The sequence below is a fragment of the Acidovorax sp. K2F genome, assembly GCF_025246485.1.
Classification (GTDB): Bacteria; Pseudomonadota; Gammaproteobacteria; order Burkholderiales; family Burkholderiaceae_C; genus Acidovorax; species Acidovorax delafieldii.
The window spans coordinates 1-16,055 of the sequence record NZ_JAOBSQ010000047.1 but is presented as its reverse complement, the minus strand read 5'-3'; the positions used below and the strand labels follow the sequence as shown (position 1 = coordinate 16,055).

The following is a 16,055-nucleotide window of genomic DNA, read 5'->3' as shown; positions in this document are numbered from 1 at the left end:
CGCCCTGGGTGCCAGCCGCGCGGCGGTGGACGCGGGCTACGCGCCCAACGACTGGCAAGTGGGCCAGACCGGCAAGATCGTGGCACCGCAGTTGTATGTGGCTGCCGGTATCTCGGGTGCTATCCAGCACTTGGCGGGCATGAAGGACTCCAAGGTGATCGTGGCGATCAACAAGGACCCTGAGGCACCGATCTTCAGCGTGGCTGACTATGGGCTGGAAGCGGATCTGTTCACGGCTGTGCCTGAACTGGTCAAGGCCCTGTAAGAACGCCCCTGTGCACACAAAGGCATCGCTCGCGATGCCTTTTTTTTGACGAAATTTCGCTTTCCCGGAGACACCCATGAGCTACACCGCCCCCGTCAAGGACATGCTGTTCGCCATCGAGCACCTGGCCAACATTGAACAGATCGCGCAAATCCCTGGTTTTGAAGATGCCGGGCTGGACACGGCCGCCGCCGTGCTGGAAGAGTGTGCCAAGTTCAATGAAGGGGTGCTGTCGCCGCTCAACTGGGAAGGCGACAAGAACCCGTCGAGCTGGAAAGACGGCGTGGTCACCACCACCCCCGGCTTCAAGGAAGCCTTCCGCCAATATGGCGAAGGCGGCTGGCAAGGCCTGCAGCACCCCGCCGACTTTGGCGGCCAGGGCCTGCCCAAGACCATCGGCGCGGCCTGCATCGAGATGACCAACAGCGCCAACATGAGCTTTGCGCTGTGCCCGCTGCTGACCGATGGCGCCATCGAGGCGCTGCTGACAGCAGGCAGCGATGAACTCAAGGCCACCTACCTCGAAAAGCTGGTGACCGGCGAGTGGACCGGCACCATGAACCTGACCGAACCCCAGGCGGGCTCGGACCTGGCCCTGGTGCGCACGCGTGCAGAACCCCAGCCCGACGGCACCTACAAGATTTTCGGCACCAAGATCTTCATCACCTACGGTGAGCACGACATGGCCGAGAACATCATCCACCTGGTGCTGGCCCGCGTGCAGGGCGCGCCGGAGGGGGTCAAGGGCATCAGCCTGTTCGTGGTGCCAAAGTTCATGGTCAACAAGGACGGAAGCCTGGGCGCGCGGAATGACGCGCATTGCGTGAGCATCGAGCACAAGCTGGGCATCAAGGCATCGCCTACGGCCGTGCTGCAGTTTGGCGACCACGGCGGCGCGGTGGGCTACCTGGTGGGCCAGGAGAACCGGGGCCTGGAGTACATGTTCATCATGATGAATGCGGCCCGCTACGCCGTGGGCATGCAGGGCATCGCGATCTCCGAGCGCGCCTACCAGAAGGCCGTTCAGTACGCGAAAGACCGCGTGCAGAGCCGCCCCGTGGACGGCAGCATCAACGCCAGCGCCGCCATCATTCACCACCCTGACGTCAAGCGCATGCTCATGACCATGCGCGCTACCGTTGAGGGTTGCCGCGCCATGGCCACGGTGGCGGCTGCGGCGTTTGATGCCGCACACCACCACCCCGATGCCGACACGCGCAAGCAGAACCAGGCGTTCTATGAATTCATGGTGCCGCTGGTCAAGGGCTACAGCACCGAGACCAGCCTGGAAGTGACCAGCCTCGGTGTGCAGGTGCATGGTGGCATGGGCTTCATCGAAGAAACCGGCGCGGCCCAGTACTACCGCGACGCCAAGATCCTGACCATCTACGAAGGCACCACCGCCATCCAGGCCAACGACCTCGTCGGCCGCAAGACGGCACGCGATGGCGGGCAGGTGGCCAAGGGCATCGCCGCGCAGATCGAGAAGACCGAGGCCGACCTGCTGGCCAGTGGCACGCCCGCTGCGCTGGCCGTGGCCAAACGCCTGACGGCGGCGCGCAAGGCGCTGCTCGACGTGATCGACTTTGTAGCCGGTGGCACCAAGGCCCAACCCAACGCCGTGTTTGCGGGCAGCGTGCCCTACCTGATGCTGGCGGGCAATGTGGTGGCGGGCTGGCAGCTGGCACGCAGCCTGCTGGTGGCGCAAGACCTGTTGCACAAGGGACAGGACGAAGCCTTCATGCGCGCAAAAATCACCACGGCCCAGTTCTATGCCGACCACATCCTGGTGAAGGCACCAGGCCTGCGCGACAGCATTGTGGAAGGCGCGGCCAGCGTGACCGAGCTGGCGCTGGAAGCCTTCTGAAGGACTGGCGTGCCGTGAGGAGACAGGCCACCTGCGGGGCAGGGGCCTTGATATAAAAATGATAGCTACGGACGCATGATTCACTAGCGCATCCGGCCTATTCCATCCCTATTCTTGTTCTGGAAGTTGTTGCCATGTCCAAACTGCCTCCCGTGTTGCAAAACCTGTCGCTGCCCGTCATCGGCTCGCCGCTGTTCATCATCAGCAACCCCAAGCTCGTGATCGAGCAGTGCAAGGCCGGTGTGGTGGGCTCCATGCCCGCGCTCAATGCCCGCCCTGCCGAACTGCTGGACGAGTGGCTGGCCGAGATCACCGAAACCTTGGCGGCCTACAACAAGGCGAACCCAGACAAGCCTGCTGCGCCGTTTGCCATCAACCAGATCGTGCACAAGAGCAACGACCGGCTGGAGCACGACATGCAGGTGTGCGCCAAGTACAAGGTGCCGATCATCATCACCAGCCTGGGTGCGCGCGAGGACGTGAACCAGGCCGTGCATGCCTGGGGCGGCGTGGTGCTGCACGACATCATCAACAACAAGTTCGCGCACAAGGCGATTGAGAAGGGCGCTGACGGCCTGATCGCCGTGGCGGCCGGTGCTGGTGGTCATGCTGGCACCAAGAGCCCGTTTGCGCTGATCCAGGAAATCCGCCAGTGGTTCGACGGCCCGCTGGCGCTCAGCGGCTCTATTGCCAGTGGCGGCGCGGTGCTGGCTGCACAGGCCATGGGGGCGGACTTTGGCTACATCGGTTCGGCCTTCATCGCCACCCATGAGGCCCGCGCCAGCGAGGCCTACAAACAAGCCATCGTGGACGGCAACTCGGACGACATCGTCTACAGCAACCTGTTCACGGGCGTGCATGGCAACTACCTGGCGCCCTCGATCCGCGCGGCCGGCATGGACCCGGACAACCTGCCAGAGTCCGACCCCAGCAAGATGAACTTTGGCGGCGACGCCAAGAAGGCCTGGAAGGACATTTGGGGCTGCGGCCAGGGCATCGGCTCCATCAATGCCGTGACCAGCACCGCCGAACTGGTCGCCAAGCTGCGCAGTGAATACGAGGCGGCCCGGGCCCGTCTCAAGCTCTGAATCTGCGCTCTGTGTGAGGGGCGCTGGCTTTGTGCCTCTGGGGGCGTTCGGCCGTCCTTCTTCCCTCACCCCGCCGTTTGTTTCGCCCGCCATGTGTATCCACACATGGCGGGCGAATGTCTTTGTGGGAGGTGTTTGAGCGGTGTCTTTGCGGTGACGCACCCGAGGGGAAACCCGCGTGAGGAGGAGAAGCCCCCTACCGATAATGGTGATGAAAAATAATCAATGAATGCCGGTGCCACGTTCGCCGGCCTTGTCACCATGTTGCGAGGGAGATGCCTGATGTTCCGTGCTTTTGTGTGCCTGCTGGCCGTGTGCGCCACCACCCTGGTTCATGCCCGCAATGAAGGCGTGACCGCCGATGAAATCCGGCTGGGTGCCTCGGTCGTGCTGTCGGGACCGCTCGGGCCGCAGACGGCGCAGTACGGCGAGGGCTCGCGACTGCTGTTCGACGCGGTGAACGCGCAGGGCGGGGTACATGGCCGCATGATCCGGTACACCACACTCGATGATGCTTTCGACCCGCAAAAGGCCGTGGAAAACACGCGCCAGCTGCTGGAGAACGACAAGGTGTTCATGATTTTCCATAGCACCGGTACGGCGCAGACAGCGGCCATCCTGCCGCTGCTCAAGGAGCAGCGCACTGTGCTGTTTGGCCCCGTCACAGGTGCCTCGGTGTTCCGGGAGGCGTTCAATCCGTATGTGTTCCATGTGCGTGCGGGTTATGCGAATGAGGCCAGCAAGATCGTGTCGCAGCTGCGCCAGCAAGGCATCACCCGTGTGGCGGTGTTCTTTCAGGACGACGGCCTGGGCAAGACACTGGCAGGTGAGCTCAAGAAGGCTTCGGACGAGGAGAAGCTGCCCTTTGTGGCCGAGATCAAGGTGGACCCCAAGCAGCCCGACTTTGCCGCCGCCGCACAGGCGACTGAAAAAGCCCAGCCCCAGGCTGTGATCGTGGCGACCGGCGGCACCACTTTCACGAGCTACATCAAGGCGGTACAGGCCACGGCGGCGCGTCCTGCCTACTACGGGTTCTCGGTGGCCAGCATGGACGTGATCCAGCGCGAACTCAGGGACAAGGCGCGGGGCATCATCCTGGCGCAGATCATGCCTTCGCTGCGCAACACCACTATCCCAGTGGTGGTCGAATATCTGAGCCTGCTGCGTGCCAAGTCGCCCGGCGCTCAACCCTCGGCTTCGCAGTTTGAAGGTTTTGTCCACGCACGCTTGCTGGTGGAAGGGCTACGCCGCACGGGGCGCAACCTGACTACCGAGTCGTTCTCCAAAACGATGGAGGACGCGGGTGAAATTGCTTTTGGTCGTTTCAGCGTGAAGTATTCGCCGCGCAACCACAATGGGTCGACCTATGTGGAGCTGGCTATCGTGGACGCGGAAGGCAGTCTGCGTTACTGAGGGTCTCCACGCTTCGCGCGGTGGGCGGACTCTTGTTCATCGAGCCCGCTGCAGGTGATGGCAGACCAGCGGGAGACAGTGCAGCTGTGCAAAAAATCCTCTGACGGAGGACAATAGCGGGTTTTGTTGTTCCATCCTCGGTTCAGTTCGTCTTGCTGATTTGCGCAGCAGGCGAATCAGCGCGGAGGGAATCCGGATATCCAGCGGCGCGCTGTCCGCGGGGATTCAACACCTCACCCTATGTCTTCGTCCACATCCCGCACACCCTTGATCGACATGATCAAGGGCATGGCTTGCGCCACCATCGTGTGGCACCACTTGGCCTTTTATGGCCCGATGTCCGACATCGCCCATCCCTTGGCTCCAGCACTCATAGCGTGGCTATATGACTATGGGCGCATGGCGGTGCAGGTGTTTCTGGTGTTGGGTGGGTACCTGGCTGCTGCGAGCCTTGCGCCCCAGGGCTTTGCGCGTTTCGACCATGCGGGCACCGCCATTGCCAAACGCTTCGTGCGGCTTGTGGTGCCTTATGCCGTGGCGTTGATGCTGGCGGTGGTGGTCGCCGCCCTCGTGCGACCTTGGATGGAGCACCACTCCGTGCCCGACCAACCCACCTTGTCACAACTGTTGGCGAACGCTTTGCTGCTGCAGGACATCGTGGGTGAAGGTGCTTTGTCGGCTGGCGTGTGGTACGTGGCCATCGACTTTCAACTCTTTGCGCTGACTGTGCTGATGCTGGCCGGTGTACGCGCGCTGCCTGTGCGCTGGGTACAGCACCATGCAGCGGCCTTGTCGCAGGGGCTGGTGCTGTTGGTGGCTGCTGCCTCGCTATGGGTTTTCAACCGCATCGCGGGGTTGGACATGTGGGCGCTGTACTTTTTTGGTGCCTACGGCCTGGGCATGCTGGCCTACTGGGCGGTGCGGGCGCCGCAGGCGCAGGCATGGGTCTGCCTCATGGCGCTGCTGGTGGGGGCAGCGCTGGCGTTGGATTTCCGGGCACGCATTGCCGTGGCTGCCGTCACGGCCTTGTGCCTGGTGGTGGCCATGCGCTCTGCGCGCGTGCGCAGCTTTTTCGGCGTGACGCCGCTCGTAAAGCTCGGCCAGATGTCGTACTCGGTGTTTCTGGTGCACTTTGCCGTGTGCTTGCTTGTGAACGCGGTGGTCAGCCACCTCTGGCCTACATCACCAGCGCTGAACGCCGTGGGCATGCTCCTGGCGTTTGGGCTGTCGCTGGCAGCTGGGCGTCTGTTGTATCTGCGAGTGGAGCGTCATGTGCCATCGTGGTCCACGGCCCTGCGCTGGCAACTGGGGCTGGTGGGGGCTGGCATGTTGGTTGTTATCACTAGCAACTGGGCATAGCCCCTAAGCTGAGACCGCAGGGGCAGGCCGACTGGGCTGTCTTTTTAAGCGCGCCATGTCCTTCAGCCCAGTGCCGTGCTACCGCAAAAGCTTGCGTTCCCGGCGCTTGCGCTGCTTGTCCAGAAACCACGCCATGAAGGGCAGCAGGAGCATCGAGCCGGGGATCACCCAGATAAAAAGATAAGGGCTGACCGAAGACGCGGACCGCATCACATCCCGCAGGTGGGCTCGTTCCTCGGCACTCCAGGTGCCCTGGCGGCGCTGCTGCACCAGCCAGACCACCGAGCCTTTCATGGTGGCCATCTCGCGGCGCAAGCGGCTCTTTTCCCGGCTGTTGCCCGCGAGAAAAGAACAAAACCACTCCGGCGCTCGCTCCATGCGGCGCTGGAATGCCAGGGTTGAATCCGGGTCGAATGCGTCGGAAGTTTGCTGGCTTTCGGTGCGCTGCGAAGAAGTCATGTTGAGCAGCATTGTCTCTGGAGATACAGGTAACAACAAATGGACATTGAGCTGAAACATACTTCAACTGCGCGAATGGGCCTTTGTTGACGGTTTGGTTGTAAACATGCTCGAGAGGTCCGTAGACGGCCTCAAGTCATGCTCGCCTGCGTGAAGCAAAAACCGAATGCGCTGGCATCGCCACAAACATCAGTCAACCAGTGGTTAGCGCGGCTCTGAGCGCATGGAGTTCAGACAGGAGCACTGGCTCCCGCCCGCGTACTTGTCTTTGATGAAACTTGTCAGCGCAGTGTGAGGACACAACTGCATGCTCGAGGCCGTTGAACTTCTCTTTGGCGCTCGGCGGTCAATCCGAGCGCACAAGCGGTTCGGCAGCACCTACCCTAAATACCAGTCGCTTCGTAAGATATGTGCATGAAATCTCGATCTTCATGTGGCTCAATCCGCTACCAACTATCCGCTCAAAATGTGGATGTTCACCGAAACGAAGGCGGCTTCACTTTGGTGGAGATCTTGGTAGCCATTGTAATTTTGGCCTTTGGCATGTTGGGGACCGTGGGCATGCAAGCATTTGCACTTCAGGCGAATCGGGATGCCCGTCTTCAAGCTCAGGCGGTGGTTTATGCCCGCGAGTTAGCTGAAATGATGCGTGGCAACAAAGAAATTGCCGTAAAAACCACTGCGGCTGCTAATCCCTACTTGGTGACGTCAATGACTATTTCATCGCCCAGCTATTGCATGGCTGTAGGTAACGCATCCACCGGATGCACATCCACGCTAGATGTTGCTACTGCAGAAATGACAGACTGGCTGGCTCGCGTGGCTGCTGATCTGCCCGACGCACGAGTCACAGTGTGCTTCGATGGCACGCCGTACGACGCCAATGGACTCCCTCAATGGTCATGCAACGCGACGGGAGCTGACGAAATCGTGTTCATCAAAATTGGGTGGACACGGACTGTGACTGACAAAAGCAAGAGCGGCACCGCAGCACTTGAAAGAGCAAGCGACAGCACTAGCCGACCTTACGTAGTGGTTCCTGTGACCAGTGGTAACGTTACATGATGAAACACTCAACTGTCAGCAACGGATTTAGAAGGGGGCGCCTCGTGACTACTGTCCAAAAGGGCGTCACACTTATCGAGTTGATGGTGGCTATGGCCCTGGGCTTGTTGATTGCTCTTGCTGCCGCCGCTTCTTTATTAATTTCTCGTCAGGGATTTACCGCGGTTGATGCCGCATCGCAGTTGCGGGACAACGGGCGTTATCTGCAAAGCCTTACGCAGCGTCTGGGCGTGCAGGCTGGGTACAGGGATATCAAGTTTGCGACCGATACGACCGCCAAAGTAAATCAATCGTACGGAGCTGGCACCCCTCCACCGAACGTGTTTGGCTTGAACAACGCTTCCCGTACCTCTACCACGACGTGGGATGCAGGCACAGCACGCACATCTGGTCAAGTGGGCTACGGAAGCGACATTTTGGTACTGAGGCATCAAACTAGCTCATCGACTCCGGATGCCGTAACTTCCGACAACACCATGATTGACTGTGCTGGTGTTGCGTCCACGGTAGTCGCAACAGGACTGGATGACAAGCTGGTCAGCATTCTCCATGTGGGCGTTGGATCAGACGGTGAGCCTGCTCTTATGTGCTCGCGGTCCGATACTGGTGCCGCACCCTATGATGTGCAACCAATCATCTCCGGTGTGGAAAATTTTCAAGTCCTTTATGGAGTTGACGGTATTGCGCCGGGGAATACCACGGTCCCTATTCCCTCCGTTTCAGCCGATTCGATCCCCGAGCGATATTTAAGGGCGGATCAGTTGACGGTTGCTGGTAACGATGTTGCTACTTACGCTAACTGGCAACGTGTTAGAAGTATAAGAATTGGTGTTGTTTTGCGTGGGCCACCGGGCTCTGCTGTAGATAGCAGCAGCCAAACTTTTTACCCACTGGGGGTCTCAAAAGGCTCTACCAGTGGCACCAAAGGATCGGGGTTTGCGAATAACACGACGGACCCAGGAACTGTTTACACGCCGACCACTGATAACCGTCTGAGACAAGTTGTCACGTTCACCGTGCATCTGCGAAATTTTCAGGGCGAGTACTGAAATGAGAATTACAAATCTTCGACAAATAAAAGGTGTGTTAATGCATCAGCGCGGCCTGTCGCTGATCATTGTAATGCTGATTCTTATTGTGGTTTCTGTGCTCGGGGTCGGGGGTATACAGATATCGATGATGGGTGAGCGAGGAACTCGAAATGAAAGAGATATGCAGATCGCGTGGCAGGGCGCTGAAGCAGGTCTGATAGACGCAGAGTTTGATATTGAGGGGCTTCCGGCCGCCTCACCCAATAAACGCAATTCTATATTCAAGCGTGGAGATGTAGATCTCGCTAAGTTTATAGATAACTGCGGAGATTCGGGGCAAAGTGTTGGCCTGTGTGCTCTGAAAGAAATCGGTAAGCCTGCATGGCTGACAGTTGACTTTACAGACTCCGGCACTGGCGCGAAGTCGGTGCAGTTGGGTACTTATACGGGACGCGATTTTCCGTCAGGAGTCAAAGGTACGCAGCCCGCAAAGCCGCCTCGCTATGTGATAGAGCCTATTCTTGACCGATACGGGGTGAAATCTTACAGAACTACAGATCCAACAGCTGGATCGGGGCCGTCTTACGTCTATCGCGTTACTTCCATGGGTTTTGGTCCCAATGGGGAGACGCAAGGTGTGGTTCAGATGATTTACAGAAATTGAGTGGTGAAAAATATGTCAAAATTATCTGAAAATCTGACAGTTGTCAGCGCCAATATGCGTCAGAAAATTCGAGATGTATTCCCTCGCACGCGAGTTCCATATCTTGCTTGGGGGCTGGCGCCAATTGTTATAGCAGCCTCTTTTGTCGCAATCGGAAGCGGAACTCCTCCTGCAATTCCTGCTGTGGCTCTTGCCACAGAGCCTTTATATGCTGCAGTGGTCGTTGACAAACCAGCTTTGGCGCTTGCGTTGTCTGTTGAATTTCCAACTGTTGGGGCTCAATACACTCCGGGCGGCAGTACTGATAACACCTATAGTTCTGCTAAAGAGTATCTAGGTTATTACGATGCTGAAAGTTGTTATTCTTATAATGATACTCCTTCAGAGACGCCTACAGGTACGCAAACTGTTGCCGATTACAAGAGGTTTGATCGTGTCGGCGCGGCTACAGCCCGTAAATGTTCGAATGCATTCAGTGGTAATTTTTTGAACTGGGCGTCCAGTTCGGCCATTGACATGCTTCGCCTCGCTCTGTCGGGTGGGGACCGGTATATTGATACCGCATCTCTGACGATTCTGCAGCGGGCAGTTATCCCTAATGGCGATCCCACATGCATGTGGAACAGTACCAATTTCCCAGCTAAGCAATTGTCGAAGGATGGTGGCGGAGCCGGGACTTATTGGGGGGCAGTTCCCACTGCCATGATTACTGCTGCTAATGGCAGTGACATCTACGTTGCGAACACTCTGAATCGTATTTATTTTGGCACTTCGCAGACAGGAGGATGTGGAAATACTTCCGCGTATACTTTGGGTGCCAGCACCAGCTCTACTGCCATTGGTCCTATAGCAAACAGTACTTCCAATCGACCCAGCGGCTCCACAATGTGCGCTGCTGAAAATGCGACATGCAGTTTCACGGGGGTGAAAGAGGTGTGGTACGGTGCAAAATCAGGTGGAACTAATAAATGGAAAGTAGCGCCTGCATATAACGGCGTTTCATGCACCAATGCAGTTTTTGGGGATCCTTGGTCTGGGCAAACCAAGAGTTGCTACATTGCAGACTATTCCGGGTCTTGGACGCCGCCAACTTCCTCTGCAGCATTAAATTCCGACGGATTTTTCTATGCTCGAGTACAGGTGTGCAACGCTATCTCTGGCGCTTTGCAGGATTCTCGGAATTACAATTTTTGTAAACAATATCCAAGCGGGAACTATAAGCCGACTGGTGTGATTCAAAAATATAGTGATCAAATGCGTCTTGCTGCATTTGGTTATTTGTTGGATCAAACGGCTAGTTATAATTCTGGCGGGCGCTATGGCGGGGTTCTTCGCGCACCCATGAAATATGTTGGGACGAAGACTTACAGTATTGCCGGGCAAGACAATACGCCGTCAGGCGGAAATCCGAAGGCTGAGTGGAATGCAAATACTGGAGTTTTTTACGACAATCCGGACTCTAATGCTTCACCCGCTATTAGTGGGGTTATTAATTATTTGAACAAATTCGGTCGAACTGGACCTACGCCCGGGGTGTACAAAAAATATGACCCAGTGGGTGAGCTGCACTACGAGACACTTCGTTATTTGCAAGGCCTGCAGCCGAGTGCCGACTCCATCAGTGGCACTATTACCCCAACAATGGCGGATGGGTTTCCTTACTTCACATCGTGGACTGATCCATATGGAGATGGCCGTAGCAACACCAGTGACTACTCCTGTGTGAAGAGTAATATTGTGGTGGTGGGTGATATAAATACCCATGATGGTAATCGGCTGCCGACTGCAAGCGTAGCTAATAATATTCCCGATATAAATTATTGGCGTGGTATTGTTCAGAAGTTTGAGAAGAATACAGCGGGAAGTTATGTGGATGGGCAGGGGAATACGCAAACCATCTCGAATCCCAATACAGCCAATAACAGTGTGCCTAGTGGAACCGATCGTAGTCAAATCATGGGTTCGGCCTATTGGGCGAGAACGCATGATATACGCGGAGCAGGGTGGACCGCTGACTCTGCTAAACAGCGTCCCGGGCTGCGCGTAAAAACGTTTGTGTTCGATGTGAATGAATACGGGGCTCAAAATGACGATAATACACGTCGCACGGCCAATCAATTCTTCATGGCTGCTAAGTATGGTGGTTTTGAAACGGATCCTACTAATCCGGGGCAGAAGCCTTATAATGTAAAGGGCAATCCTTTTAAAGATCAAAATAACGTAAATAACAATAATGTCTGGCAAAAGGCCAATGAGGCTGGCGAAGCTGGAACATATTACGTTTACAATACCTCGAAAACTTCTCCGGCCCGGGAGGTGCTCACTGCTTTCGATGAGATTTTCAGCAGAGCTTCAACCAGTGCGCGAAGTGTTGCTGGCGGTGGCTTGAGTACGGGTAGTAAAGTCACAAGCAATTCCGTTTCTTACTCTGCAAAATTCGACACTAGCAATTGGAGTGGCGATGTTGTTGCTGAGCCTGTTACCCAAGATGCAAGCAATAATCTTGTGATCGGCACGCAGCTCTGGAGTGCTGCCCAGCGGTTGGACAACATGATTTCGCCTGCGACCAATCGCAAGATCTTTGTCGGCCGTGTAGGGGCGACCTCCACTTCGACTGCTACTGCATTTACTTGGACCGCCATCGATACGGCGCTCAAGGATCAGTTGAATAAACCAAGCCCTTCTGCAGCTGCAGACGGTCTTGGGCCTGATAGGTTGGCCTATCTTCGTGGCGACAGGACCAAAGAAGGTGCTCCATTCAGGGTCCGTAGCTCATTGCTGGGTGATATTGTGAACTCCAATATTACCTATTCTGGTGCGCCTTCTAAAGCGTTTACCGGCACTGGTTATGCTGCTTTCCGAACTGCCTATGATGCGCGCACGCCCGCCGTTTTCGCAGGGTCTAATGACGGGATGCTTCACGCGTTTAGTGCTACGACGGGGGATGAATTGTTTGCTTATATCCCAAGCTGGCTCGGACGCAATTTGTCTGCCTTGACAGATCCCTCTTTTGCCAATAATCATCAAAATTACGTCGATGCTCCATCGGTTGTGTCGGAGGCACAAGTTGCGAACACAGGTGCAAGCACCGACTGGAAAACAGTTCTTGTGTCTGGTACTGGAGGGGGGGGCTCCGGAGTCTTTGCCCTGGATGTCTCCAATCCTTCCAATTTCAGTGCATCCAGTGTGATGTGGGAGTTCACTCGTGCCGACGACGAAGATATGGGCCAGGTAGTCGGAGAGCCAAAGATATTAAAGATTAAAACGAGCGGTACTAGCTCAACAGTCACCTATCGTTGGTTTGCAGTGGTGGGTAGTGGGGTGAATAACTATGTTCCAGATGCGGATGGCAGGTTTAGTGCGACTGGCAAGCCAGCGCTCTTTTTACTTGCTCTCGACAAGCCTTCTGGTGCAGCATGGTCGTTGGGTAATAATTACTACAAGGTTTCTATACCTACAAGTTCCAGTTTGGCAACCAGCAATGCAACGGGATTAGCGAACTTTAGCGCTTTGTATGGTACTCAGGGCGAGATGACTGATATCTACATGGGTGACCTTCACGGTGCTCTGTGGAGGCTCAAGTTTGCAGGGAAGGCTCCATCGGATTGGAATATGGACAAACTGTCTTTCTTCGATAAGGGTAGCGCTGGAAGCCCTGTTCCATACCCGCTATATATCGCCCGTACGGGAGATGCAACACCTAAAGTGCAGCCTATTTTCGCCGCGCCAACTCCTTTTGCCGGTCCGATTGTCGGTGGAGTGGAGTCTTTCTATGTGGTTTTTGGAACCGGCAAGTATCTGGAGTCTGGGGATAATATTTCCACGACGACTCAGTCGCTGTATGCTGTTTATGATAACGGTGCTACTAGTGCTGACGATTCACCTGCAGGGGCGAGTGTCGTTACAGGTCGAGGGCGCCTGCAAGCAGGTACGGTAAATACGACTACCAAGGCTATTACAGTGAGTGCTTTCAAATGGGGGCGCCCAGCGACCAATACTGATACAAGTAGTCGAGCCGGCTGGTATTTTGATTTGCCAGTGTCTGGTGAGAGAATCGACCAGGCTGCGCTTGATTTAGGGACGTTGTCGGCTGCTGTCAATTCTAAAATCCCAGGCTCAACTACTTCTGGTGCTGGTTCCTGCTCCAATACGCTGGGCAGTGGGAATCAATACTTCCTAAGCATCAACAGCGGCTCTGGGTCCTATACGCCCTCCAGCCTTGGGTTGCTCGGCCCCCCAGTCCTTCTCTCCAGCGATTCCGAGACAGTCGTTACTCCATCTGATAGCACTGGAAGGCGTATTCGGACAACGACATTGCGTCGCTTTACGCAGGCACAGAGTGGCATCGATACTAGCGCCCCCCCTGTAACAACAAAAGAAACCATTGGGCGCTTAAATTGGCGGCAAATTTTTAATTATCAAGATATGAAGAATGCGCCATGAATAGATTCAAAAAGTATTCCGCGGGGTTTACCCTGATTGAACTAATGATTGTGGTGGCAATTATTGGTATTCTGGCTTCTGTTGCCTATCCCGCTTACACGGACTCTGTACTGAAGGGGCGTAGAGCCCAAGGCAGGGCTGCTGTGGCACAGTTAATTCAGCAACAAGAGCGTTACATCACCCAGCAGAATTGCTATCTCGGCTTCACAACTAATGCATCAACGGGGGCGGCCACTGCTACATCGCCTGGTTCGGCTTGCGGTGGCGTGACCGCGACATCTGTACCTTTCAAGACCTTTTCGGGCGATACGCTGGCTAATTCTCACTACATATTAAGTGCTGATGCTTGCCCAGCCGGTTCTGGCACGCTCTCAATTGGCGATTGCGTCAGAGTTATAGCAACGCCAGTCAAGGCAGATCCCAAGGTGGGTGCTTTGCAAATGACTACAACTGGTACCAAATCGTGCACTGGCACTGCTGCTGCCACGGATCCAAAAATTTGTTGGCCATGATGATGAAAAATCTCAGTGCTGGTTTTACCCTTATTGAGCTTATTGTTACGATAGCGATAGCAGCAGTTTTGGCTACGCTTGCTGCACCCAATTTTGTTCAATATCAGCGTAATTCAGAACTCACTTCGCTAACCAATTCATTGTTGGCTGCGGTGAATGCTGCAAAGGGTGAAGCTATGAAGACTGGGAGGAACGCATTTGTTATTCCCAGAGGCGCTGGCTGGAACAGTGGTTGGATTGTTTACGTCGATACGGATCGCGACAACTCTTATACAGAGGGAACTGACATAGCAGTTCAGACGCAAGATGCTCTTAAGAGCTATTTCAATATCACTGGCAACAGTATTGCAGCGGGTTCAACTCCCTACATCAAGTTTGATAGCTCTGGCTATTCAGTGGACAACAGTGCTGCTCCTGTTGCACTCAGCTTGACGATTGCTAGGACCGACACACCCAGTGCTAGTGCCTTGGAGGAAACCAGGCGTGTGGTGGTGGCTCGGACGGGGCGGGTGAGAGCTTGCAAACCGAGTACAGACACCAGCTGCACTAGTTCAGCTACTCAGTGAGCAAGTCGGTAGTGTGGGCTCTTGCCGGTTTCAAAGACACCTTGTTAAGGTAGAAGATGAAACCGGAGGTGGTTCATGGAGAGAAGAAGGGCATTCAGCCGAGAGTTTAAGCTCGAGGTGGTCAAGCTGGTTACCGAGCGTGATGTGGTTGTGCGCCAGGCTGCCAAAGACCCGGACATTCACGAAAACGTGCTACTCAAGTGGGTTCGCGAAGGAGTCGATGTGAAGTTCGGCTTCGTGGCGAAACACCGAGGGGCCTGGCCGGTCAATCTGATGTGCGAGGCGCTCGGTGTTTCACGGAGTGGTTGCTACGCGTGGCTCACACGGCCCAGGAGCCGGCGCAGCCTCAGCGATGAAGTGCTGGGCGCGCGGGGCTGCCGGAGCGTCTTACGCAGCGACCGCACCTACGGCGCACGCCGTGTGTGGTACGGCGTGCTGGAGCAAGGTCAGGCCTGTGGTCTGCACCGCATCGAACGGCTCATGCGCGAGCAGGCATGACGAGCCAGCCCCGACGGCGTGGGCTGCTTAAGGACCGCGGCGTGCGCAATGCCGTGTTAAACAACTTACTGGACCGACAGCTCCAGGCCGATCGCCCGAACCAGAAGTGGGTGGCCGACCTCGCCTACATCTGGACGGCAGAAGGCTGGCTGTACGTGGCGGCGGTGAATCGCCCCGGTTTTTGAGGAGGCTCAACACTCTGAGAGGATTGAGCCATGAAGAAGACGAACAAGTTCTCGCCCGAGGTGCGTGAGCGCGCAGTGAGAATGGTGCAGGAGCAGCGCGGGAGTACCCATCCCTGTGGGCTGCCATCGAATCCATTGCCCCCAAGATTGGTTGCGTGCCGCAGACCCTGAACGAGTGGGTCAAGCGTGCACGAGTGGGTCAAGCGTGCACGAGTGGGTCAAGCGTGCCGAAGTTGATGCAGGTACGCGAGAAGGCGTCACCACAGCCGAAGCCCAGCGGGTCAAGGAGCTGGAGCGCGAGGTCAAAGAATTGTGCCGAGCCAACGAGATATTGAAGCTGGCCAGCGCGTTTTTCGCCCAGGCGGAGCTCGACCGCCGGCTCAAGTCTTGAGGGCCTTTATCGACCAGCAGCGCAATGCTTTCGGGGTCGAGCCGCTCTGCAAGGTCTTGCAGGTTGCCCCGTCAGCGTATCGGCGCCACGCCGCGCTGGTGCGCGAGCCTCACAAACGCTGCGCCAGAGCGAAACGCGACGAATTGCTGATGCCGCAGATTCAACGAGTCTGGCAGGCCAACATGCAGGTTTATGGCGCCGACAAGGTATGGCGGCAACTAGCGCGCGAAGGCGTGACCGTGGCCCGCT

The 16,055-nt window shown here is 56.3% G+C and carries 12 protein-coding genes, 2 pseudogenes and 1 other annotated feature; of the genes and pseudogenes, 13 read left to right on the top strand and 1 reads right to left on the bottom strand.

The features are described 5' to 3' along the window. From N4G42_RS17565 to N4G42_RS17545, 5 genes are all read left to right on the top strand, one after another. A partial coding sequence (locus N4G42_RS17565) for an electron transfer flavoprotein subunit alpha/FixB family protein (protein ID WP_260668077.1) occupies positions 1-265 on the top strand: 265 nt, incomplete at its 5' end. Between the two features lie 76 nt (positions 266-341). Then, entirely contained in the window at positions 342-2,132 is a 1,791-nt protein-coding gene (locus tag N4G42_RS17560) for an acyl-CoA dehydrogenase (protein WP_099730799.1), read from the top strand. A gap of 134 nt (positions 2,133-2,266) precedes the next feature. Continuing rightward, positions 2,267-3,220: an NAD(P)H-dependent flavin oxidoreductase gene (locus N4G42_RS17555; protein WP_108498970.1), complete on the top strand. Its 954-nt coding sequence runs from the start codon at positions 2,267-2,269 to the stop codon at positions 3,218-3,220. A 282-nt stretch (positions 3,221-3,502) separates the two neighbouring features. Beyond that, complete coding sequence (locus tag N4G42_RS17550) at positions 3,503-4,633, top strand: ABC transporter substrate-binding protein (RefSeq protein ID WP_260668076.1); 1,131 nt, start codon at positions 3,503-3,505, stop codon at positions 4,631-4,633. A gap of 240 nt (positions 4,634-4,873) precedes the next feature. Beyond that, positions 4,874-5,992, top strand: coding sequence for an acyltransferase family protein (locus N4G42_RS17545; RefSeq protein WP_260668075.1), 1,119 nt, complete (start codon positions 4,874-4,876; stop codon positions 5,990-5,992). 78 nt (positions 5,993-6,070) lie between these two features. Here N4G42_RS17545 and N4G42_RS17540 read toward each other — a convergent pair whose 3' ends face one another. Beyond that, the gene (locus N4G42_RS17540; protein ID WP_409557845.1) at positions 6,071-6,451 is read right to left on the bottom strand and encodes a hypothetical protein; all 381 of its coding nucleotides are present in this window, start codon (positions 6,449-6,451) and stop codon (positions 6,071-6,073) included. 414 nt (positions 6,452-6,865) lie between these two features. Between N4G42_RS17540 and pilV the strand changes: the two genes are divergently transcribed. The 8 genes and pseudogenes from pilV to N4G42_RS17500 form a co-directional block, all read left to right on the top strand. Then, positions 6,866-7,516, top strand: a complete 651-nt coding sequence (gene pilV / locus N4G42_RS17535; protein WP_260668074.1) for a type IV pilus modification protein PilV — start codon at positions 6,866-6,868, stop codon at positions 7,514-7,516. A gap of 44 nt (positions 7,517-7,560) precedes the next feature. Then, positions 7,561-8,565 (top strand): PilW family protein, encoded by a 1,005-nt coding sequence (locus tag N4G42_RS17530; protein WP_260668073.1) that lies wholly within the window; start codon positions 7,561-7,563, stop codon positions 8,563-8,565. A 1-nt stretch (position 8,566) separates the two neighbouring features. Then, a complete protein-coding gene (locus tag N4G42_RS17525) occupies positions 8,567-9,211 on the top strand; it encodes a PilX N-terminal domain-containing pilus assembly protein (protein WP_260668072.1) in 645 nt (214 codons plus the stop codon). Between the two features lie 12 nt (positions 9,212-9,223). Then, complete coding sequence (locus N4G42_RS17520; protein WP_260668078.1) at positions 9,224-13,654, top strand: pilus assembly protein; 4,431 nt, start codon at positions 9,224-9,226, stop codon at positions 13,652-13,654. Beyond that, the gene (locus N4G42_RS17515) at positions 13,651-14,166 is read left to right on the top strand and encodes a type IV pilin protein (protein ID WP_260668071.1); all 516 of its coding nucleotides are present in this window, start codon (positions 13,651-13,653) and stop codon (positions 14,164-14,166) included. The genes N4G42_RS17520 and N4G42_RS17515 overlap by 4 nt, the downstream gene beginning before the upstream one ends. Then, entirely contained in the window at positions 14,163-14,732 is a 570-nt protein-coding gene (locus N4G42_RS17510) for a GspH/FimT family pseudopilin (RefSeq protein ID WP_260668070.1), read from the top strand. The genes N4G42_RS17515 and N4G42_RS17510 overlap by 4 nt, the downstream gene beginning before the upstream one ends. 75 nt (positions 14,733-14,807) lie before the next feature. Then, positions 14,808-15,397 (top strand): annotated as a pseudogene (locus tag N4G42_RS17505) (transposase); the annotation flags it as partial. Between the two features lie 48 nt (positions 15,398-15,445). After that, positions 15,446-16,055: pseudogene (locus N4G42_RS17500) on the top strand (IS3 family transposase); the annotation flags it as partial. Continuing rightward, positions 15,761-15,877, top strand: a sequence feature (AL1L pseudoknot). (Overlaps the previous pseudogene by 117 nt.)

Bases quoted from the DNA above. Each gene is read 5' to 3' on its own strand.
- N4G42_RS17540 (WP_409557845.1), bottom strand. From the start codon at position 6,451: ATGACTTCTTCGCAGCGCACCGAAAGCCAGCAAACTTCCGACGCATTC.
- pilV (WP_260668074.1), top strand. From the start codon at position 6,866: ATGAAATCTCGATCTTCATGTGGCTCAATCCGCTACCAACTATCCGCT.
- N4G42_RS17515 (WP_260668071.1), top strand. From the start codon at position 13,651: ATGAATAGATTCAAAAAGTATTCCGCGGGGTTTACCCTGATTGAACTA.
- N4G42_RS17520 (WP_260668078.1), top strand. From the start codon at position 9,224: ATGTCAAAATTATCTGAAAATCTGACAGTTGTCAGCGCCAATATGCGT.
- N4G42_RS17550 (WP_260668076.1), top strand. From the start codon at position 3,503: ATGTTCCGTGCTTTTGTGTGCCTGCTGGCCGTGTGCGCCACCACCCTG.
- N4G42_RS17555 (WP_108498970.1), top strand. From the start codon at position 2,267: ATGTCCAAACTGCCTCCCGTGTTGCAAAACCTGTCGCTGCCCGTCATC.
- N4G42_RS17545 (WP_260668075.1), top strand. From the start codon at position 4,874: ATGTCTTCGTCCACATCCCGCACACCCTTGATCGACATGATCAAGGGC.
- N4G42_RS17525 (WP_260668072.1), top strand. From the start codon at position 8,567: ATGAGAATTACAAATCTTCGACAAATAAAAGGTGTGTTAATGCATCAG.
- N4G42_RS17510 (WP_260668070.1), top strand. From the start codon at position 14,163: ATGATGATGAAAAATCTCAGTGCTGGTTTTACCCTTATTGAGCTTATT.
- N4G42_RS17560 (WP_099730799.1), top strand. From the start codon at position 342: ATGAGCTACACCGCCCCCGTCAAGGACATGCTGTTCGCCATCGAGCAC.